Origin of the sequence: Actinomadura meridiana (genome assembly GCF_039537545.1) — a bacterium.
Taxonomy (GTDB): domain Bacteria; phylum Actinomycetota; class Actinomycetes; order Streptosporangiales; family Streptosporangiaceae; genus Spirillospora; species Spirillospora meridiana.
In genome coordinates this window covers 73,389-95,495 of record NZ_BAABAS010000003.1, presented here as the reverse complement: position 1 = coordinate 95,495, position 22,107 = coordinate 73,389, and the positions used below count along the sequence as shown (strand labels likewise).

At 71.2% G+C, this 22,107-nt stretch carries 12 protein-coding genes; 10 read left to right on the top strand and 2 right to left on the bottom strand.

The window, feature by feature from the left end; translation table 11 throughout:
- Positions 1-91: 91 nt before the first annotated feature.
- Positions 92-883, top strand: a complete 792-nt coding sequence (locus tag ABD808_RS01990; RefSeq protein ID WP_344888622.1) for an AfsR/SARP family transcriptional regulator — start codon at positions 92-94, stop codon at positions 881-883.
- Here the strand turns inward: ABD808_RS01990 and ABD808_RS01985 are convergent.
- The gene (locus ABD808_RS01985) at positions 823-6,933 is read right to left on the bottom strand and encodes a thioester reductase domain-containing protein (protein ID WP_344888619.1); all 6,111 of its coding nucleotides are present in this window, start codon (positions 6,931-6,933) and stop codon (positions 823-825) included. The genes ABD808_RS01990 and ABD808_RS01985 overlap by 61 nt on opposite strands.
- A complete protein-coding gene (locus ABD808_RS01980) occupies positions 6,930-12,731 on the bottom strand; it encodes a beta-ketoacyl synthase N-terminal-like domain-containing protein (RefSeq protein WP_344888616.1) in 5,802 nt (1,933 codons plus the stop codon). Before ABD808_RS01980 ends, ABD808_RS01985 begins: the two co-directional genes overlap by 4 nt.
- Before the next feature lie 270 nt (positions 12,732-13,001).
- Here ABD808_RS01980 and ABD808_RS01975 point away from each other — a divergent pair, with 270 nt between their 5' ends.
- The 9 genes from ABD808_RS01975 to ABD808_RS01935 all read left to right on the top strand — a co-directional run bounded on the left by ABD808_RS01975 (position 13,002) and on the right by ABD808_RS01935 (position 22,069).
- Positions 13,002-13,271: an acyl carrier protein gene (locus tag ABD808_RS01975; RefSeq protein ID WP_344888613.1), complete on the top strand. Its 270-nt coding sequence runs from the start codon at positions 13,002-13,004 to the stop codon at positions 13,269-13,271.
- Positions 13,272-13,341: 70 nt separating this feature from the next.
- Positions 13,342-14,685, top strand: a complete 1,344-nt coding sequence (locus tag ABD808_RS01970) for an NAD(P)/FAD-dependent oxidoreductase (RefSeq protein ID WP_344888610.1) — start codon at positions 13,342-13,344, stop codon at positions 14,683-14,685.
- Between the two features lie 30 nt (positions 14,686-14,715).
- Complete coding sequence (locus ABD808_RS01965; RefSeq protein ID WP_344888607.1) at positions 14,716-16,491, top strand: NAD(P)/FAD-dependent oxidoreductase; 1,776 nt, start codon at positions 14,716-14,718, stop codon at positions 16,489-16,491.
- Positions 16,492-16,521: 30 nt separating this feature from the next.
- On the top strand, positions 16,522-18,183 hold the full coding sequence (locus ABD808_RS01960; RefSeq protein WP_344888604.1) for an NAD(P)/FAD-dependent oxidoreductase: 1,662 nt from the start codon (positions 16,522-16,524) through the stop codon (positions 18,181-18,183).
- A gap of 39 nt (positions 18,184-18,222) precedes the next feature.
- Positions 18,223-18,963 carry an ABC transporter permease gene (locus ABD808_RS01955; RefSeq protein ID WP_344888601.1) on the top strand — a complete coding sequence of 247 codons (741 nt, stop codon included), beginning with the start codon at positions 18,223-18,225 and terminating at the stop codon, positions 18,961-18,963.
- Positions 18,964-18,988: 25 nt separating this feature from the next.
- Positions 18,989-19,726 carry an ABC transporter permease gene (locus ABD808_RS01950; RefSeq protein WP_344888599.1) on the top strand — a complete coding sequence of 246 codons (738 nt, stop codon included), beginning with the start codon at positions 18,989-18,991 and terminating at the stop codon, positions 19,724-19,726.
- A 50-nt stretch (positions 19,727-19,776) separates the two neighbouring features.
- Entirely contained in the window at positions 19,777-20,517 is a 741-nt protein-coding gene (locus ABD808_RS01945) for an ABC transporter permease (RefSeq protein WP_344888597.1), read from the top strand.
- 25 nt (positions 20,518-20,542) lie between these two features.
- Positions 20,543-21,280: an ABC transporter permease gene (locus ABD808_RS01940; protein ID WP_344888595.1), complete on the top strand. Its 738-nt coding sequence runs from the start codon at positions 20,543-20,545 to the stop codon at positions 21,278-21,280.
- A 63-nt stretch (positions 21,281-21,343) separates the two neighbouring features.
- Positions 21,344-22,069, top strand: a complete 726-nt coding sequence (locus tag ABD808_RS01935; protein WP_344888593.1) for an ABC transporter ATP-binding protein — start codon at positions 21,344-21,346, stop codon at positions 22,067-22,069.
- The last annotated feature ends 38 nt before the right edge of the window (positions 22,070-22,107 follow it).

The window sequence follows — 22,107 nt, the reverse complement described above, 5'->3', positions numbered from 1 at the left end:
ATTAGTCTCCTCATAGCATCGCTGACATCGGGTGTGCCGATGCCGAGGCGGCGCAGAGAATTCAGACCGTGCGGTGATAGGGGGCACACAAATGGCTCGGTTTGCGTTACTCGGCTCGTTCGAAATCTCCAATGGCACAAATGTGTGCGAGTCGATGACTCCGAAAATGCGGCAACTTTTCGCGCTTTTGTTGGCGCGTTCGAACCAGCTGGTCTCCATGGAAACGGTGGTTCAGGAACTTTGGGAGGAGGAGCCGCCGAAGAGCGCGCCCGCCACCGTCCAGACCTACGTGTACCAGCTACGTAAGATCATCGAGGGCGGCCGGCTGGTGCCGGACACCCGGGAGTTCCTCGTCACCAGACCCACCGGCTACCTCGTGCGGGTGCCGCCCTCCGAACTGGACGTGCACGTGTTCGCCGAGGAGGCCAAGCAGGGCCGGGCCCTGCTCGCGGCGGGCCGTGCCGAGGAGGCCTCCCAGCTCCTGCGGCACGCGCTGTCCCTGTGGACGGGGCCGCCGTTCGCCGACGTCAACCGGGGCCCGCTCCTGGAGACCCACGCGCTCGACCTCCGGGAGCAGCGGCTGCACTGCCTGGAGTCGCGGATCCGTGCCGACGTCCAACTCGGCCACGACCGGGAGCTCATCGGCGAACTCCGGTGGCTGGTCGCGGACAATCCGTTCAACGAATGGTTCCACGGTCAGCTCATCATGGCGCTGAGCCGGGCCGGTCGAAGGAACGAGGCGCTCAAGGTGTTCGATAGCCTGCGGCGTTCCCTCGACCGCGAACTCGGGCTGCTGCCCTCCCCGGAGATCCAGGAGATCCATCAGCGGGTGCTGCGGGTCGGCGCCGGGAGATATCCCGTCGCGGCCATCCAGGAAAAGTAGGTCTCCAGCAGCCGACCGTCCAGCGGCGGGCACCGGACCCCGGTGCCCGCCAGCGCCGTCTCGGCCCCGGCCGTGTCGTAGTCGATGGCCTCCTCGCCGCCCACCACGAACTCCTCGACCACGTCCATCACGGGGTGCAGCACGTTGTCCCGCTCGGCGAAGGTCTTCTCCAGCTCCTTCCACCACTGGTCGACCGGGACGACCTCCAGCCGCCACCCGTGCTCGATGACGGTGCGGATGACCTCGGCGAACCGCATCTTCGTCCGGTTCACCAGGTGGTACGTCCGGCCGTCCGCGCGCTGCTGGCGGGACGCCCGGACCAGTGCGGCGCTCACGTAGTCGACCGGGGTCATCTCGACCTCCAGGTCGAGATCGGGCGCCAACCCGAGCTGGACGCAGCCCTTCAGGACGCGGGTGGTGAAGTGCGTCGTCAGGCACGCCCCGCTGCGCGAGTCGCCGAGGACCCGGCCCGGCCGGTAGACGTCCACGGGAATGCCGCGTCCCCGCGCCTCCTCGACCAGCTGCTCGGCCGCCCACTTCGTCTGCACGTAGCCGGTGACGAGACGTCCCGCCGTGCCGATGTCGTCGTGCTCGGTGATGAGCGTCCGCCCGTCGGCGGGGATACCCCAGATCCCGTACGTCGACACGTGGCTGACCGGGGTGAGCGGGCCCTGGCAGGCGAGCCGCAGGATCTCCGCGACGCCGTGCACGTTGGCGGCTTCGAGCTGCTCGTAGGTGTAGGAGAAGTTGACGTGGGCGCCGCAGTGGTAGATGGCGTCGACCTCGTGCGCGAGCGCGTCGAACCGCTCGTCGGACAGGCCGAGCAGGGGTTCGGCCAGGTCACCGCGCAGGACGGTGACGCGGCCCACGGCGTCGTCCCGCCAGGGCAGATACTGCTCGATGTTCTGCCTGATCTTGCCGAGTCCCTCGGTCTCGTCGGCGCACCGGACGAGACAGACCACCGTCGCGCCGGTCGTGGCGAGCAGCTCGTCCAGGAGGTAGCCGCCGACGAACCCGGTCGCCCCGGTCAGCAGCACGCGGCGCGGGTCGCGGTGCCCGTCGCCGAGCGGCCCGCGCGGGCGGATCGCCGGGTCGAGCGCCACTCGCCGTGCCAGGCCCGCCGGTGTCGTCACGTCGTCGCCGGTGACCGTGTCGGTCGCGGATTCGGCGGTGGTAGCGGCGGTGGGCTCGGTGGTGCTGCCGCCGACTTCGGTGTCGAGCAGTTCGACCCATTCGCCGAGGGTGGTGTTGGCGAAGAAGCGGCTTGGGCGGATCTCGACGTCCAGCTCGCGTTTGCAGCGTTTGACGACGTCCATCACCATCAGTGAGTCCATGCCGAACGCGATGACGTCGTCGGCCGCGCCGATGTCCTCGGGCGGGATCCCGAGGACGCCCCCGGCCGCGTCCCGGAGGAACTCGGTGAGCATGCCGGTGCGCTGCCCCGGGTCGGCGGCCGCCAGCTCGCCGAGCAGTGGCGCGGTCGGGCCGTCGGTCGCGTCACCGGCGTCCACCGCCCGGAGCAGGGGCCGGTCGATCCTGGCCTCCATCACGGGCTTGAACGTGGACCAGTCGACCGCGCACACGACGCCGTGCGACGCGCCCTCCGCCAGAAGCGTGCCCAGGAGGGACAGGCACTGCGGCGCCGCGAGCGTGCGCAGGCCGGTGGAGGTCAGGAAGCGCAGCACCTCGTCGTCGAACAGCGCGGACGGCAGGTCCCACGGCCCCCAGGCGATCGTCAGCGCGGCCTCGCCCCGGCCCGCGCGGTAGTCCGCCAGTGCATCCAGGAAGGCGTTACCGGCCGAGTAGGACGCCAGGTGCTGCGAGCCCCAGGTGGCGGCGATCGAGGAGAACCCGACGAAGAAGTCGAGGTCCAGGCCGCGGGTCAGCGTGTGCAGGAGCCATCCGCCGACGACCTTCGGGCGCCAGACGGCGTCGTAGCCGGACGGGTCGTCGACCGGCACGTCCTTCAGGAACTCGGGCCGCGACACACCGGCCGCGTGGACGACGCCGAGCAGGGGCCACGGCCCGTTCCGGGGGGTGTGGGGGGTTGCCCCCCCACAGGCGACGGGGTCGGCGCGCAGCGCGGTCATGACCGGTTCCATCGAGGCGGGGTCGGCGACGTCGGCGGTCACCGGCTCGACCCGCGCGCCGAGATCCTCCAGCGCCCGCACCCACGCGACGCGGTCGGCGGCGTCGGCGGCGAGGTCGGCGGCGTCCCAGTCGGCGCGGGGTGGCAGCGGCGTGCGGCTCAGCAGGACGAGCCGTCCGGCGCCACGCTCGGCCAGCCAGCGGCCGACGGACCGGCCGATCCCGCCGAACGCGCCGGTGATGAGATAGGAGCCGGTGGCGCTGATCGGCGGTTCGCGGCGGGGCACGTTCGGCTCGATGTCGCGGGACGCCAGCCGGGCCGCATACCGGTGGCCGCCGCGTAGCGCCTGCTCGTCCTCGGCCGGGTCGAGCAGGGCCGCGACCAGGGCGCCGGGGTCGGCGTCGGCGGGTGCGGCGGGGTCGAGGTCGACGGCGCCTCCCCAGTGGGCGGGGTCTTCGAGCGCGATGACCCTGGCGAGCCCCCAGATCGTGCCCGCGAACGGCGAGGTGAGGCCGTTCTCGGCCGGGACGGCGCCGCGCGTCACGATCGACAGCTTGGTGTCGGCGCACGCCGGATCCGCCATCAGGCGCTGGATCAGCGCGACGATGGTCAGCTCGCCGTTCCGGTGGTACTCGGTGATCGCGGCGGCGTCGGACGTCTCCGGGTCCGGCGCGTCCAGGCCGGTGAGGACGATGATCCGGCCCGGCGCGGCGGGCCCGTCCCAGCCGCCGGGGTCGGCGACATGGCATCGGGCGCCGCGCCGCCGCAGCTCGTCGGCCAGCGCGGACGCGACGCCGCCCCGGTCCGCGATCAGGAGGACGTCCTCGTCGTGGACGTCAGGCGCCGGGGGCAGCGGACACTGCTCCCACGCGACCTCGTAGAGCAGCTCGGCGGGCGGCCGCCACACCGAGCCCTGCGGCTGGTTCGCCCCCGCGTCGGTGATCTCCAACCCTCGGACGCCGCCGACGCGCGAACCGTCCTCGGCGAGGAACACGACATCGCCCGTGTCCGCGACGGCTTTGACGTGGCGGACGCGGCCGGGGTCGTCCACCGTCGCCTCCGCCAGCGCGCATGCCTTGCCTGACTTCGCGAGTGCCGCGACCGACGCGTCGAGCAGGGCGGCCCAGCCCGCGCCTGCCGTGATGACGGAGCCCTCGGTGTCGTGGTGCGCGTCCCCTGGGGGCTCTTCGGAGGGACGGCGGCGCAGCATGGCGTGCGCGTGTGGCCGCCAAGGGGCACCGGCGGCCTCCTCAGCGGCGGACATCGAGTGGACGTTCACGGCGCAGCCTCCGGGCCCGTCGGACGCGACGGTGAGCTGGAGTGTCCGGCCCTCGCCGTCCACCGGGACGGGCTGGTCGAGCCGCAGGTCTCGGATGGTCCGCCAGGCGCCGCCGAGCGCGTCACGGGCGGCGGTGTCGATCGCTTCGCCGAGCGAGCCCAGGGTGAGGCGGCCGTCCCGGGCACGCTCCGTCCAGTACGGGGGGGTCAGGTCGGCCTGGTAGGTGGGGACGGCGGACCTCAGCCGCCGCAGCCCACCCGGCAGGTGTTGGGACGAATCGTTCACCACAGGCGCGGACGCGGACATGGAAGCAGGTTCAGGTGACGACGCCTGGGTGGGCTGCTTGCTGGTGAACCAGTAGCGGGAGCCCTGCCAGACCGTGGTGGGAAGCGGCACCCGGCCGGGTTTGGTGTCCCCGTGCGCCTTCTCCCAGTTCACCGTGATGCCGCGCAGTGCGGCGGCTCCCAGCGCCAGCCGGACGGAGACACGGGCGTCGAGACTGTCTTGCACCGCCGGTATCCACGCGCAGTCGGGGCCGTCGATCGGCTGCGTCCCCGGGGCGGGGCTCAGTTCCAGGAACGTGCGGAAACCGTCCGCGTGCAGCGATGCGATTCCCGCCTCGAAGCCGGTGCCGGACACGAGCCGGATCGACGTCTCGGCCTTCTCGGCCTTGAACTCTGGTTCGTCCGGGTCGGCGGCCAGACGGATCGCGTCGGACAACGGCAGCGCTCCGGCGACGCAGGCGGCGACTAGTTCACCGACGCCGTCCCCGATGACGGCGCCCGGCGTCACGCCCCAAGACCGCCACAGCGCCGCCATCGCGTACTGGAAGGCGAACAACGTGCACCGGTCGCGGCGCTGGTCGTCGATGAGGGGCTTGAAGAGGGCGGTGCACTCGTCGAAGGCGGTGGCGAACGCGGGTTCGGCGGCGAGTCCGGCCGTGGCGTCGGCGTGCGTTGAGCCCTGGCCGGTGAACGTCCAGACCGGTTTGCGGTGCTTGCGTCCTGGCATCTCCTCGGTGCGCAGGCCCGGGTGCCGCTCGCCTCGGGTGTGCGCCGACAAGGCGTCCGCCAGCCCGGTCAGTGAGTCGGCCGCCACGGCGAGGCCGTGGGGCTGCCGGGCGCGTCCGACCTGGGTGGTGTAGCAGACGTCGGCCAGGTCGAGGTCGGTGGCCTCCCGCAGGTGGGCGGCGTATCGCTCCGACAGGAGGGTCAGCGCCTCCGGGGTGCGCGCGGACAGCAGCAGCACGCCCGGTGCCGAGTCTTCCTGGCGGAACGGACGTGACCCGTTCGGTTCGGGGGTGCGGACGATGCAGTGCGCGTTGGTGCCGCTGACCCCGAAGCTGCTGACCGCGCCCGTGCGCGGCCGTTCCGCCTCCGGCCACGGCGTTCCTTCGGCGGTGACCTGGATGTGCAGCCCGGTCCAGTCGACGTTCGGGTTGGGCGTCGTGAAGTGCAGGTGCGGCGGGATGAAGCCGTGCTGGAGCGACAGCACGAGCTTGAGCAGCCCCGCCACGCCCGCCGCCGGTTCCAGATGCCCGATGTTCGTCTTGACCGACCCGACCAGCAGCGGGGACCCGCCGGGACGGTGCCTGCCGATCACGGCCTCCAGGGCCCGCAGCTCGATCGGGTCGCCGAGCGACGTGCCCGTCCCGTGCACCTCGACGTAGTCGATCTCACCGGGGTCGATGCGCGCCTGCGCGATGGCCGACTCGACGACCTGCCGCTGCGCCGCCGGGTTCGGCACCGTCAGCCCGCTGGACCGGCCGTCGTGGTTGACCGCCGAGCCGTGCACGACCGCGACGACGTGGTCACGGTCGCGGACCGCGTCCGACAGGCGCTTCAGCACCAGGATGCCCGCGCCCTCACCGCGTGCGTAGCCGTCGGCGGACGCGTCGAACGTCTTGCACCGGCCGTCCGGCGACAGCGCGCTGAACTTGCTCATCAGCACGAACCCGTACGGCGACAGCATCATGTTCACGCCGCCCGCGAGCGCCATGTCGCACTCGCCGAGACGCAGCGCCTGGCAGGCGTCGTGCACCGCGACCAGCGAGGATGAGCACGTCGTGTCGATGACCTTGCTCGGTCCGCGCAGCCCGAGCGTGTAGGAGAGCCGTCCGGCGGCGAAGCTGGGTTCGCCGACGAGCTGGTAGGCGTCGACGTCGCGGATGTCGCCCTCGCTCTGCCGCATCCGCACGTAGTCGGTGGTGCTGAGGCCGATGAAGACGCCGACCGGCTTGTCGACGAGACCGTCCGGCGCGTACCCGGCACGCTCCAGCGCCTCCCAGGCCACCTCCAGCGTGAGCCGCTGCTGCGGGTCCATGCCGAGCGCCTCGCGCGGCGAGATCCCGAACGCGGCCGGTTCGAACCGGTCGACCTCCTCCAGGAAGCCGCCGCGGACCGTGTACGCGCGGCCCGGCTCGTCCGGATCCGGATGGTAGAGCGAGGCGGCGTCGCCGCGTTCGGACGGGAACTCGCGGGTGGCGTCCACGCCCTCGGTCAGCATCGTCCAGAAGCGTTCGGGGGAGTCCGCGCCGCCGGGCATGCGGCACCCGAGCCCGACGATCGCGACGGGCTCGTGCGGCGGTTCCTTCCGCAGGTCGTTCAGCCGCCGCTGGAGCCGTTCGATCGTGCGGGCCGCGTCGGCGAGATGGCGGCGGTGGCCGTTGTCGGTCTCGGTCATCGCGGGTCTCCTTCGGTCAGCATCGACTCGGCGCTGTCGATCGCGGCGAGCAGGCGGTCCGTGAGGTCCAGGTCGTCGTCGCCGTCTACGTCGTCTTCGTCGGGGTCTTCGTGGGCGGGGTCTTCAGGGGCGGTGTCCTCGGTGTCGAGGGTGAGGATCTCGGTGAGGATGAAGTCGGCGAAGGACGCGGCGTTCGGGCACTCGAACATGACGGTGCCGGGGAGTTCGCGTCCCAGCCGGTGTTCGGTGTCGGCCTTGAGGCGGGCCGACAGCACCGAGTCCATGCCGAGGTCGAAGAAGCCCTGGTCGGGCTCGATGTCGTCGACCTCGCCGAGCACGGCGCAGGCCATGTCGATCAACGCTTCGATCGTGTGGTCGCGGCGCCGTCCCGCCGACATCGCGGTCAGCTCGGCGGCGAGCATCCCCGTCTCGGGCTCCGGCTCGACCACCGTCGTCGCGGGCTGCCGCTGGACGGCGGGTGCGGCGGACCGGGCGGTGATCCAGTGCGACCGCCGCTGCCACGGATAGCCGGGCAGCGTGACCAGGCGGCGCCGCGACGGCACGGCCAGACCCCAGTCGACGCGGAAACCGCGCGAGTGCAGCAGGGCGGCCATGTCCGGGGGAGGGGTCTCCTGGACGCCGGGCAGCACCAGCAGGTCGCCGTCCTTCACGGGGAGCCCGCCGATGTCCAGGACGGCCTCGATGCCGTCGTCGGTGAGCGGCGCGGCGGTGTCCGGCCAGCTCGGACGGGCCCGGTAGCGGACGATGCCGGTCCGCGCGCCGTCCGCCGGTGCCCGTTGGTCCAGCACGAGCCGGATGGCCTCGGCCACGGTCAGCTCGCCCGCCGCGCACGCGGCCGCGTGCTCCCCGGCGCCCTCGCCCACGACCGCGTCCGGGGTGACTCCGAAGGACGCCCACAGCGCGGTCATGGCCAGGTGTCCGGCGAGGGTCACCAGGTCGGCGGTGGGGGAGCCGGGTTCGGGCCGGTTTCCCGAGAGCCACAGCGCGAAGGGCTCGATCCCGGCCAGGGTCCGCGCCTCGGCGTCGAGCGCCGCCAGCGGCTCCGCGCACCAGGGCCCTGCGGGCGGGTACGCGGGCTCGGCGCCGTAGTAGAACGCCAGCCGCTTGTGTTCGCCTGGACGAGCCGTGCCGACGTGGACGTGGACGCCTCCGTCCGATCCGTCCTGGACGGCGGCCAACCGGGCGACCAGTTCCCGCCGGTCGGCACCGACCACCGTGGCGCGGTGCTCGTGGTGCGTGCGCCGCGCTCCGGACGTCCAGCACAGGTCAGCCAGGTCCGGTTCGGGGACGACGGCGAGTGCCGAGCCAATCCGGGCGGCGACATCCGCCAGGGCCTCGCGGGAGGCGGCGGAGACGGTGAGCAACAGGGGGCGCCCACCGCCTCGCGCCTCCCCCTCGGACGGCTCCTGGACGGGTGGTTCCTGGACGATGACATGCGCGTTCGTCCCGGTGAACCCGAACGCGCTCACCCCGGCCGTCCGCGTACCGCCGCCGCCGCGTCGCCACGGCACGGGCGCGGTGGCCACGCGGAGCGGCAGCTCGTCCCAGTCCATCTGCCGTGTGGGCGTCGTCACGTGCAGATGCGCCGGGATCTCCTCGTGCTGGAGCGCCAGCACTGTCTTGATCAGTCCGGTGATGCCCGCCGCGGCCTCAAGGTGGCCCACGTTGGTCTTGACCGAGCCGACCAGCAGCGGGTCGTCCGGGCCCCGGCCCTGCCCGAGTTCGGCGGCGAGGGCGCGGAGTTCGATCGCGTCGCCGAGGCGGGTGCCGGTGCCGTGGGCCTCGACGTAGCCGACCTGTCCGGGGGCGACGCCCGCCTGGTCCAGTGCCGTCCGGACGACGTCGCGCTGCGCCTCGCCGTTCGGCACGGTGAAGCCGCCGCTCGCGCCGTCCTGGTTCACGGCGCTGCCGCGGATCACCGCGTACACCCGGTCGCCGTCCCGCAGGGCCCGCGACAGCGTCTTCAGGACCACGACCCCGCTTCCCTCGCCTCGGCCGTAGCCGTCGGCGGAGTCGTCGAAGGTCTTGCAGCGGCCGTCGGGGGCCAGCGCCCCGGCCGCCGACATGGACAGGAAGACCGTCGGCGTGCACATCACGTTCGCGCCGCCCGCGACGGCCGTCTCGCTCTCACCGGCCCGCAGGCTCTGGCAGGCCAAATGCACGGCGGTCAGCGACGACGAGCAGGCGGTGTCCACGGCGATGCTCGGGCCGCGCAGCCCGAGGAAGTAGGACAGGCGCCCGGCGGTGCCGCTGAAAGAGTTGCCGGTGCCGTAGTAGAGGTCGATGTCGGACGCCCGCGCGGTGACGAGCTGCTGGTAGTCGGTCGTGTTCAGGCCGACGAAGACGCCCGTCCGTCCGCCGCGCAGCCGCTCGGCCGCGAGGCCCGCGTCCTCCAGCGCCTCCCAGGCGACCTCAAGGAACAGCCGCTGCTGTGGGTCCATGCTCCGCGACTCGACGGGCGAGATCTTGAAGAAGGCGTGGTCGAAGCCGTCGACCGCGTCGAGGAACGAGCCCCTGGACGTCGCGGTCGCGCCCGGCTTCACCTTGCCGTTCGCGGCGCGAAGGGCGGCGCCGTCCCAGCGGTCGGCGGGCACCTCCGTCGTGGCGTCCACCCGGCCGGACAGCAGCCGCCAGAACCCGGCCGGATCGTGCACCCCGCCCGGCAGACGGCAGCCGATCCCGATGATCGCGACCGGTTCGGGCCCGGTGGGCGGGGCCTCCTCGACCACCTTCGGCGCCTCGTGCCTCTTGGGGGCCGCCTTTCGAGGCGCCGCCGTTCTCGCGGTCCAGTCCTTCGGGTCGAGGGAGAGGACGTGGTCGGTGAGGGCGTCGATGGAGGCGTGGGACAGCACGTCCGCCGCCGCCACCCGGCAGCCGAGCGCCTCGCCCAGCTCGCGGGCGAACTCGACGGTCGACACCGAGTCCAGGCCGAGATCGAAGAAGCCGCCCGTGCGGGGCAGCCGGTGGCCCGGCGGAAGCTCCAGCATCGCGAGCAGCGTCCGGTGGACGACCACCGCGACACGTTCCCGATCCGGCGGACCGGCCGCCGCCACGTTCGCGACGACCGCGCGCTCGGGTTCCGGGGCCTTGGCGGGCGAGCTGGCCGGGGTGTTCGAGGTGGCCGGGGTGTTCGTCCGCCCGCCTCGGGGCACGCCGGGGAGCCAGAACCGGTCGTCCGCCCAGCGCGGCGGCGGGAGGTGGACGGCGCGGACGGGCCCGCCCGCGATCGACGCCCAGTCGACGCCGACGCCTTGGACGTGCAGCCGCGCCCGCGCCTGGGCCAACGTCATACGGCCCGGACGCCCGCGCGACAGCGAACCGGCCACCGGCCCGCGCCGATGCCGATGGGCGAGCGCCGCCTGGAGCGGACGGGTCAGCACCGGATGGGCGCCGATCTCGACGAAGGCCGCGTCCCGCTCGGCCAGGAAGGCGTCGACGGCGGGCCACAGCAGCACGGCGTCGCGCAGGTTCCGGCCCCAGTACGCGGCGTCCATCACCGGGGACGTCTCACCCGGGACGACCGTGGACAGCACCGGCAGGTCCGGCTCCGCCGCGACGAGGTCCGCCGACAGGCGCTCCAGCTCGTCGCCGTACGGGCGCATCAGCGGGCTGTGGAAGGCGTAGTCGACACCGAGCGGCAGCACGGTCGTCCCGTCCCGTTCCAGCTCGGACACCGCGCGTTCGATCGGCTCCGCCGGTCCGGCCAGCACCACCGACCGGGGCCCGTTGACGGTCGCCACGCACACGTCGGGATGGCGTCCGGCCAGCCGGTCGGCGACCTCGTCGGGGCCGAGTTCGACCGCGACCATCCGGCCCGTCCCGGCGGCCCGCTGCATCAGCCTGCCCCGGTCGACGATGAGCCGCGCCGCGTCCCGCGTGGTCAGCGCGCCCGCCACGCACGCGGCGGCGACCTCCCCGACGCTGTGCCCGGCGACCGCGTCCGGCCGGACGCCCCAGGAACTCCACAGCCGGGCGAGGGCGAGCTGCACGGCGAAGATGGCGGGCTGCGCGACCTCGGTGGCGCGCAGCCGGGCCGGGTCCTCGTCGCGCAGCGCGTCGATCAGCGACCAGCCCGCGTGTTCGGCGATCAGCGCGTCGCACTCGTCGAGCGTCTCGGTGACGACGGGCTCCGAGCCGTAGAGGTCCATGCCCATGCGGGGCCACTGGGATCCCTGGCCCGAGCAGACGTACACGATCGGGATCGGCTCGTCCTCGTACGGCTCGTCGGTGGACGTCCCGGAGAACGCCGCCGGATGGCGCCGCCCGTCATGGAACGCGCCGAGCGCCGTGTCGAGCCCGGCGGGGTCGTCCGCGACGACGGCGAGCCGGTGGGCGAGGTGCGTCCGGCGGACGGTGCTGGCCGCCGCGATGTCGCCGACCTGAGCCCCGGCGTCCCGGAGCAGGCGCAGGTGGTCCGCCGCGAGCTCGCGCAGCCCCGCCTCCGTCGACGACGAGAGCGCCAAGGTGTAAGGAGCGTCCGCGCCCCGATCTGGAAGCGCCGCCGTCTCCGGCGCCCCGGACAGGACGACGTGCGCGTTCGTCCCCGACAGGCCGAAGGCGCTGACACCCGCCGTCAACGGCCCGGACCCGGGAAGCGGCAGCGGACGTGTCGGCACCGTCAGCCCCGACGCCGCCCAGTCGACGTGCGGGGACGGGTCGCTCAGCCCGGCCTGCGGCGGGACGGAGCGCCACCGCAGCACGGCCAGCACCTTGAGCAGCCCGGCGATGCCCGCCGCGGAGTCCATGTGCCCGAAGTTGGCCTTGTGCGACCCCACCGGCAGCGGCCGGTCGGCGGGGCGTCCGGCGCCGATGACGGACGCGAGCGCCGACAGCTCCAGCGGGTCGCCGAGCGGCGTCCCCGTCCCGTGCGCCTCCACGTAGCAGAGGTCCTCCGGGTCGACCCGCGCGGAGCGCAGCGCCGTACGCAGCAGCGCCTCCTGGGCGGGCGCGCTCGGCGCGGTCAGGCCCGCGCTGTGCCCGTCGTGGTTGACGGCGGAGCCGCGGATGACCCCGTAGATCTGGTCGTGGTCGCGCACCGCGTCGGCGAGGCGTTTCAGCACGACGACGCCGCAGCCCTCGCCCCTGACCACGCCGTCGGCCGACGCGTCGAACGGGCGGCACCGGCCGTTCGGGGACAGCGCGCCGACCTTGTCCATGTACACCGACAGCTCCGGCGCGACGATCGCGTTGACGCCCCCGGCGAGAGCGGTGTCCGCCTCCCCTGACCGCAGCCCCTGGCAGGCCAGGTGCACGGCCACCAGCGACGAGGAGCAGGCCGTGTTCAGCGCCATGCACGGGCCGTGCAGGCCGAAGGTGTAGGCGACCCTGCCCGCGGCGAAGCTGAACTCCTTCCCGCTGGCGAAGTACGGGTCGATGCCGCCGGGCCCGGTGTTCCTGGCGTGCAGCACCAGATAGTCGGAGCCGAGGATGCCGAAATGGACGCTGGTGGACGACCGGTACCAGCGGTCGCGCGGCACCCCGGCGTCCTGCATGGCCTCCCAGGTGACCTCCATGAGAAGCCGCTGCTGCGGGTCCATCTGGCGCGCCTCGCGCGGCGTGATGCCGAAGAACCCCGCGTCGAAACGGTCGATGTCCGGCAGATAGCAGCCGCGAAAACCCTGGTCTCCTTCGCCGTCCCAGCGGTCCGCCGGAAGCGGGCCGATCACGTCGAGTCCGCCGTCCAGGATCCGCCACAGCGACTCCAGATCGCGGACTCCGCCGGGCAGCCGGCAACCGACACCGACGACGGCGATATCGGTCAGCTGGTCTTCCGCCATTCCGCCCACCTCCCGACGAGGCCCGGATTCGTCAAAGGCCGAATTGGTTCGGGGGTCAGCCCCGACCCGTCACACGATGGGGTCGCGCGCTCTCGGCTCGCTCAAATTTCACTCTTTTTGCCCGTCGTCGGCCGCGGCGGCAGACGCCTGACCAGTTGTGGAGCGCTTGTAGAGCGGGCTTCGACCAGGCTTTCAGCGTCGGCGGTAATGGTGTCTTCGGAAGCCGGCCGCCACGGCACCGGCGAAAAGCCAATCGAAGGGATCCACCCGATGGCGCCCAGCGCTCAGGAGATCTACACGGAGCTCCGCGCGTATATCGCGGAGAATTTCCTGGACGGCAAGGAGAACGGCGAGTTCACCCGGGACACCCCGTTACTGGAGTGGGGGGTCCTCAACTCCATGAACACGGCGGTCCTGATCTCGCACATCCGGGAGCGGTTCGGGGTCGAGATCCCGCCGTCCCACATCACCGGTAAACGATTCCGGAACCTGCATTCGATCACCGAAATGGTGCGCGAGTTGTACGTGCAGGCGGCCTGAGAGCGAATTCAGTCCATTGCTGAATCGCAGAATCGGTGGCTCGGAAACCGGGCCGGAAGGGAAGTTCCTCGTGCGCGCAGAGTTCGATGTCGGCATCATCGGGGGCGGGCCCGCGGGCTCGACGGCGGCCGCCTACCTCGCCAAGGCGGGTCTGAAGGTAGCGGTCTTCGAGGCCGAGAACTTCCCCCGCGAGCACGTGGGCGAGTCGCTCGTCCCGGCGACGACCCCGGTCCTGCTGGAGACCGGGGCGATGGCGAAGGTGGAGGCGGCGGGCTTCCCCAAGAAGTACGGCGCCGCGTGGACGTCGGCGGAGAACCGCGACATCGACCACATGGGGTTCAGCGGCCTCACCCACGACTTCCGGGCCGCCGAGATCCTGTTCAGCGAGCGCGACCAGCCCGGCGTGGACCGCGACTACACCTTCCACGTCGACCGCGGCAAGCTCGACCTGATCCTCCTCAAGCACGCCGAGGAGCTCGGCGCGACCGTCCACCAGGGCGTGCACGTCCGCTCGGTCGACTTCTCCGGTGAGAACGCCGTCCTCAGCGTGCGGATGGCGGGCCGGACGATCGACGTGCCCGTCGGCATGGTCGTCGACGCCAGCGGCAGGCGCACCCACCTCGGCGGGCAGCTGAAGCTCAAGGTGCCCGACCCGGTGTTCAACCAGTACGCCGTGCACGCCTGGTTCGACGGGTTCGACCGCACCGCCCTCGCGGTCGACAAGTCCAAGGCCGACTACATCTTCATCCACTTCCTGCCGGTGTCCGACACGTGGGTCTGGCAGATCCCGATCACCGACACCATCACGTCGGTCGGCGTGGTCAGCCAGAAGTCGCGGTTCAAGGAGTACGGCGGCGACCGCGAGCGGTTCTTCTGGGACACCGTCGCCAGCCGTCCCGAGCTGCTGGACGCGCTCAAGAACTCCGACCAGGTCCGCCCGCTGAAGACCGAGGGCGACTACAGCTACGGCATGAAGGAGATCTGCGGCGACCGGTTCGTCCTCATCGGGGACGCCGCCCGGTTCGTCGACCCGATCTTCTCCAGCGGCGTCAGCGTGGCGATGAACAGCGCCAGGCTCGCCTGCCAGGACATCGTCGAGGCGGCGAAGGCCGGCGACTACGGCCGCGAGCGGTTCGCGACCTACGAGACGAAGATCCGCCGGGGCGTGTCGAACTGGTACGAGTTCATCACGATCTACTACCGGCTCAACATCCTCTTCACCGCGTTCGTGCAGGACGAGCGGTACCGGATCGACGTCCTGAAGATGCTCCAGGGCGACGTCTACGAGGACGACGAGCCCGCCGCGCTCAGCCGGATGCGAGAGATCGTCAAGGCGGTCGAAGAGGACCCCGACCATCTGTGGCACCCCTACCTGGGCACCCTCAAGTCACCGTCTGTGGCCGCCGGAAACTGAGCGTTCCGCGGCGGCGCGGAGGAGGAGAACATGGTCAAGGACAGCGGGCGGCCGGGAGCGTATTCCGCGGACCGCGCGGACGACCGGGACGGATTCGATGTCGCGATCATCGGCTCCGGCGTGGCGGGGGCCGTCCTCGCCGCGTGCCTGGCGCGCAACGGCGCCGCCGTGGTGCTGGTCGACGCGGGCACCCATCCGAAGTTCACCATCGGCGAGTCGACGATCCCGTTCACCTCGATGATGCTGCGGCTCATCGCCGAACGGTACGACGTCCCCGAGATCAAGCACCTGTCGACGTTCGAGGGCGTGTACGCCAACGTCACGACGCAGTGCGGGATCAAGAAGAACTTCGGGTTCGTCCACCACGAGGAGGGCGAGCGGCAGGATCCGAAGCACCGGACGCACTTCCAGATCCCCAAGATCCTCAACACCGAGAACCACTACTTCCGCCAGGACGTCGACTCCTGGATGGCGTCGATCGCCGCGAAGTACGGGGCGCAGCTGCGCCAGCAGCAGCCCGTCGTCGACGTCGACATCGACGACGCGGGCGCGACCCTGAGCCTCGCGACCGGCGCGACGCTGCGCGCGAAGTTCGTCGTGGATGCCAGCGGGCACCGGTCCGTGCTGGCCGAGAAGTTCGCGCTCCGCGAGGACCCGTGCCGGTTCCGGCACCACTCGCGGTCGATGTTCAACCACTTCATCGGCGTCCGGCCGTTCGACGACGTCGCGCGGCCGGACGGCGGTTTCCCGACCCGCTGGCACGAGGGCACCCTGCATCACATGTTCCGTGGCGGATGGATGTGGATCATCCCGTTCGACAACCATCCGCGGGCGACGAACCCGCTGTGCAGCGTCGGCCTCCTCATGGACCCGAGGCTGCACCCCCAGCCGGACTGCTCGCCCGAGCAGGAGTTCGAGGACTTCCTCGCGAAGTACCCCGACATCGCCGCCCAGTTCGCGGGCGCCCGGCCGGTGCGCAGCTGGGTGCGCACCGGCCGGCTCCAGTACTCGCCGAGGCAGACCGTCGGGTACCGGTGGTGCCTGACGTCCCACGCCGCCGGGTTCATCGACCCGCTGTTCTCCCGCGGCATGTCCAACACGATGGAGACCGTCCACGCGCTGACGCACCGGCTCCTGGACGCCATCCGCGACGACGACTTCTCCGTCGAGCGGTTCTCCTTCATGCAGGACCTGGAACAGGGCCTGCTCGACTTCAACGACGACCTGTGCGCGAACGCCTACGCGTCGTTCGGCGACTGGCGGCTGTGGAACGCCTGGTTCCGCATCTGGGCGCTCGGCCAGATCATCGCGACGTTCGAGGTCAACCGGGCCTACGCCCAGTACCTGAACACCCGCGACACGGCCGTGCTCACCCGTCTCGAACACGCCTGGTGGCGCGGACGGACACCGGACGACTCGGCGTTCGCGCCGCTCGTGCAGCTGCTGCGCGACGTCGGCGACGAGTGCGAGGGCGTCCGGCAGGGCACGCGGGACGCGGGCGACGCCGCCGACGCCATCTTCGCGCGGCTGCGCGACGCGGACTTCGTGCCGCCGGGGTTCGGCCTCACCGACCCCGGTGTCGCGTGCCTGGACCTGCCGTTCACGGGCGTCCTGCGGGCGCTGCGGTGGGCGCGCAAGGACGCGCCGCCGCAGATCGGGGAGCTGACACGCGAGGGGCTGACGCTCTTCATGCGCAAGCGCTTCGCCAAGGGCGAGTTCGAGCTGGGCGAGGAGTTCAGGCAGATGCTCGCCGGCCGGGCGGTCCTCGGCCGCAACCTGCGGGTCCCCGACCCGCTGAAGTACTAGCGGCCCTCGACCGGAAGCGGAGAGATACCGATGACCGCCAACGACCAGAAGCTGTACGACGTCGCGATCCTGGGTTCCGGGTTCGCCGGGTCCATGCTCGGCGCCATCCTGGCGCGCAACGGCGCCAAGGTGCTCCTGCTGGACGCCAAGTCCCACCCGAAGTTCGCCATCGGCGAGTCCACCATCCCCAACATGCTGGTGACGCTGCGGACGATGGCGCTCCGCTACGACGTGCCGGAACTGATGACGCTGTCGACCTTCACCGGCTGCCAGAAGATCATCTCGGCGTCGCACGGGCAGAAGCTCCACTTCGGGTTCATGAACCACCAGGAGGGCCAACCGCAGGACCCGCGGCAGCTCACGATGTTCAACTTCCCGAAGCTGCTGCTGCACCCGGCGGCGCACATGCTGCGCCAGGACACCGACGCCTACCTCTACAACGTCGCCGTCAAGTACGGCTGCGCGACCCGCACCGACTTCACCGCCGACGACATCGACGTCGACGGCTCGGGCGTGACGATCGGCTCGTCCCGCGGTGAGGAGCTGCGCGCCCGTTACCTCGTGGACGCCAGCGGGTTCAAGTCGGTGGTGGCGAACAAGTTCGGGCTCCGCGAGGACCCGTGCCGCTACCGGCACCACTCGCGGTCCATGTGGAACCATATGCTCGACACCCCGAAGACCGACGACGTGTTCCGCCGCCGCCGGGCCGACACGCCGCCCGTGCCCTGGTACGACGGCACCGTCCACCACCTGTTCGACCACGGCTGGTTCTGGCTGATCGCCTTCGACAACCACTCGTCGTCGCGGAACCCGCTGTGCAGCGTCGGGCTCACGCTCGACGAGCGGACGTACCCGAGGCCGAAGGACATGACGGCCGAAGAGGACTTCTGGCATCACGTCAACCGGTTCCCCGACCTGCGACGGCAGTTCGAGGGCGTGAAACCCGTCCGGGAGTGGGTCTCGACGGACCGGATCCAGTACTCGTCGTCCCGCACGGTCGGCGACCGCTGGATGCTGCTCGCGCACGCGGCCGCGTTCATCGACCCGCTGTTCTCGCGCGGCCTGCACAACACGTGCGAGGCCATCAACATCGTCGCCTGGCGCATCCTGCGCGCCGTCACCGACGACGACTTCTCCGCCGAGCGGTTCGACGTGGTCGACCGCCGCCAGCAGGCGCTGTTCGACGGCAACGACAAGCTCGTCAACGCCGCCTACCAGTCGTTCTCCAGCCACGAGCTGTGGTCGGCCGTCTTCCGCGTCTGGGCCTGGGGCTCCAACGCCGGGACGTTCCGCGCGCTGGAGGCGCTCCGGCGCTGGCGCAAGGACGGCGGCTCCAACCACCTCCTCGAACTGGAGGAGGTCGAGAACCCCGGCCTGCACTGGTCCGACCACGAGGGCTACGCCGAGCTGTTCGACGAGATGGTCGCCCAGTGCGACGCCTACGACGCCGGCAAGATCAGCGGCCTGGAGGCCGCCGACGCGGTGTACGACCACATGGAGAACGCGTCGTTCGTCCCCCGGCACTGGGGCTGGACGGAACGCGAGCTGCGGTTCATCAACCCGACCCTGCCGCGGGTCGCGCGAACGATGTGGTGGGCCGCGCGGAAGGCGCCGCCGGACGTCCGCCGCCTGATGCTCGGCTTCCTGCGCGAGAGCACCCGAGAGATGGTCCGGGGCCGCCGCGTCCTGTAGCCGGCGCCGCGACCCCCTCCCCGAAAGGCGGTGAAACCGATGATCTCAAGGAACGCGCTGTACATCGCGGACCGGATGCTCCGGGAGCTCAAGAGAGACGTCAGGACGATGTTCCTGTTCATCGTCTCCCCGGCGTTCGTGATGGTCCTGACCAAGGGCATCCTGTACGACCACCCGGAGACGTTCGACCGGGTGGGGCTCATCACCATGGGGCTGTTCCCGACCGCCCCCGCATTCCTGTTCGTCGCGTTCGCGGTGCAGCGCGAACGGTACCGGGGAACCCTGGAGTACCTGATGACGGCGCCGGTGCGGCGCCTGGACGTGTACGTGGGCTACGTGATCGCGTTCACGCTGCCCGCGTTCGTCCAGATCGCCGGGATGCTGGCGGTCACCTACGGGTTCCTCGACCTGAACATCGCGGGCGCGTGGTGGCAGGTCGCCCTGTTCGCCCTGCTCAGCTGCGTGCTCGGGGTGGGCCTCGGGCTCTTCTCGGCGAATTTGGCGCACAACGAGCTCCAGCTCACCAAGGTCCTGGCCGCGATGGCCGCGCCCCATCTCATGCTCTCCGGGATCTTCCAGCCCTTCGACGACATGGACGGCTGGATGAAGGTCCTCGCGAGCGTCGCGCCCTGGCGCTACGCCGTCGGCGCGGTGTCCGGCCTGCACGAGAACGCCTCGATGACCGCGGGGATGTGGGGCGACCTCGGCGCGACCCTCCTCATCGTCGCCCTGCTGTCGGCGGTGAGCGTCATCACCATCTTCCGCCGCAGAACCGCCTAGACCACGTCACCCCTGGAGGTACGACATGTTCTCCCCACACAGGACGGGTGTGGTCACGCACCGCATCGTCAAGGAGTTCCTACGAGATCCGAGGTCACGGGTGGTGCTCGTCGTCACCCCCGGGCTGCTGCTGGTCATCGTGCCCGCGCTGTTCGAGTCCGCCACCGCGTTCAATCCGTCGGGCGTGATGATGATCGGCCTGTTCCCGGCCATGACGATGACGCTGGTGGGCAGCGCGTCGATCGTCCGGGAGCGCACCCGGGGGTCGCTGGAGTCGATCCTCGCCACGCCGGTGACCCGGCCGGAGCTCGTGCTCGGCTATGTCTGCGCGGGCGCCGTCCTCGCCGCCGCCCAGTCGGTGGTGACGACGGCCGTCGCGTACTGGGTCAGCGACATCTCGACGGCGAGCCCGCCGTGGCTGCTGGGCCTGCTGGCCATGTGCAGCGGGATGTTCGGGATGTGCCTCGGCCTGCTCATCAGCGCCGCGTGCGCGAACGAGGGCCAGGCGTTCCAGTTCATGCCCGGCGTGATGATCCCGCAGATGCTGGTGACCGGCATCGTCTGGCCGGTCGCGCAGATGGCCGACTGGGTCCAGTGGCTGGAGCGGGCGTTGCCGCTGTCCACCGTGACCCGCGCGATGACCGCCGCGCGCGAACACTCCTATGGCGGAACCTCCCTGGTCACGAACCTCATCGCGATGCTCGCGGTCGCCGCGGGCGCGCTGGCGTTCGCCTCTCTGTTCATCCGCCGTCGGACGGCGTGACAGCTCCCCGGGTCCGGTAGCGGACCCGCCCGACAGAAGGGTCGTCATCCATGCTCTCTGGGAGATCGCTGCTCATCGCGGGGCGGGTGCTCCGGGGTCTGAGGCGTGACCACAGGACGCTGTTCCTGTTCATCGGGTCACCGGCGTTCGTCATGATCCTCTGTGCGGAGATGCTCACCCGCCACCCCCAGATGTTCGACCGAGTCGGGCTGCTGATCATGGGGATGTTCCCCACGGCCCCCGGGTTCCTGTTCGCCGCGTTCAGCCTCCAGAGGGAACGTCACCAGGGCTCGCTGGAGTACCTGCTCACCGCGCCCGTCAGCCGGATGGACGTGCTCGTCGGCTACGTCATGGCCTTCTGCGTGCCCGCGTTGGCGCAGGTCGCGCTCATGGTCTCGGTGAGCTACGGCCTGCTCGGGCTCGACAGCGCCGGGGCGTGGTGGGCGGTGAGCCTCATGTCGCTGTTCAGCTGCGTGCTGGGCGTGCTGCTCGGCATGTTCGCCATCAACCTCGCGGGCAACGAGTTCGAACTCACCAAGATGCTGCCCGCCACCGCCGTGCCGCACGTCATGGTGAGCGGGCTGTTCCAGCCCGTCAAGGATCTGCCGGAGTGGATGCAGGCCATCGCCCTCGTCGCGCCGTGGCGCTACCTGGTCGGCGCGGTCGGCGAGTTCCAGACGCACTCCAGGATCACGGCCACCTTCGCGCGGAACCTGGGCGTCACGCTCGGGATCGTGCTCCTGGCGTCCGTCATGACGCTGCTCACCGTCCTGAACCGCCGGACCGCCTGACCGGACGAGCTGGAAAGGAAGTGACATGTTCTCCCCACGGATCACCGCCGCGATCACCCACCGCGTCCTGCGTGAGATCTTCCGCGACGCGCGCTCGCTCCTCTTCCTGCTGGTCGCGCCCGGCGTCCTCATCATCTTCGTCCGCTACCTGTTCGACACGCCCGAGCAGTTCGCCCCGACCGGCGCCATGATGCTCGGGACGTTCCCGATGCTGACGCTGTACCTGGTCGGCAGCACCATGGTCATCCGGGAACGGCTCCGGGGCACGTTGGAGACGGTCCTCGCCTCGCCCGCGAGCAGGCTCGACCTGGTCGCCGGGTACCTGTGCGCCGCGGTGACCGTCTCGGTCGTCCAGGCCGTGATCACCGTTCCGCTGGGGCTGCGGCTCAGCGACATCGAGATGGCGGCCTCGCCCTGGCTGCTGTTCCCCGTCATCGCGCTCTGCGGGGTGTTCGGGATGAGCCTCGGCCTGGCGTTCAGCGCCGTCTGCCGGACGGAGGAGCAGGCCGCCCAGATGCTGCCCGGCCTCATGGTGCCGCAGCTGATGATCTGCGGCGTGCCCTGGCCGGTGGCGGAGATGGCCGACTGGCTCCAGAGCGTCGAACGGTACGTGCCCCTGTCCACCGTCACCCGCTCGATGACGGCGACCCGCGAACACGCCGACGGAGGAACCGCCCTGATCGGCAACGGCATCGGCATGGTCGCGATCAGCGTCGTCGCGCTGGTGTGCGTCGCCATGGTCGTCCGCCGCCGCACCGCCTAGCCCCGCCGCGACCCGTGCAAGCCCCGACCCATCTCAGCTCCGACCCCCGAAATGGAGATGACCATGACCAGTTCGGCCGTGCAGATCCGAAATCTCGTCGTGCACCGAGGCGGCCGCCCGATCCTGAACGACGTCGAGTTGACCGTCGGCACCGGGACCGTGACGGGCCTGGTCGGCCCGAGCGGCAGCGGCAAGACCACGCTGATGCGGTGCGTCGTCGGCGTACAGAAGATCAAGAGCGGTCAGGTGACCGTGCTGGGACGTCCGGCCGGTACCGCCTCGCTGCGCCGCGAGGTCGCCTACCTGACCCAGTCCCCGAGCGTGTACGCCGACCTGACCGTGCAGGAGAACGTCCGGCACTTCGCGGCGCTGCACCGCAAGTCCAAGCGGGACGCCGCCGCCGCGATCGAGCGGGTGTCCCTGGGCCCGCAGGCCAAACAGCTCGTCCGGACCCTGTCCGGCGGGCAGCACACCCGGGCCAACCTGGCCTGTGCCCTCGTCGCCGAACCGCGAATGCTCGTCCTGGACGAACCCACCGTCGGGCAGGACCCGCTGCTGCGCCGCGAGCTGTGGGAGTACTTCCACGACCTCGCGCGCGTCGACGGTGTGACCATCCTCGTGTCCAGCCACGTCATGGACGAGGCCGCCCGCTGCGACCGGATCCTGCTGATGCGCGACGGCCGGATCATCGCCGACGACACTCCGGAGAAGATCCGCGCGGTGACCGGGACGGCCGACCTCGACGACGCCTTCCTGCGCCTCATCGAGGCCCCGCGGATCATCGCCTGAACCCGCCCGCGCCGCCCGGCGCCCGGCCCGGTGACGTC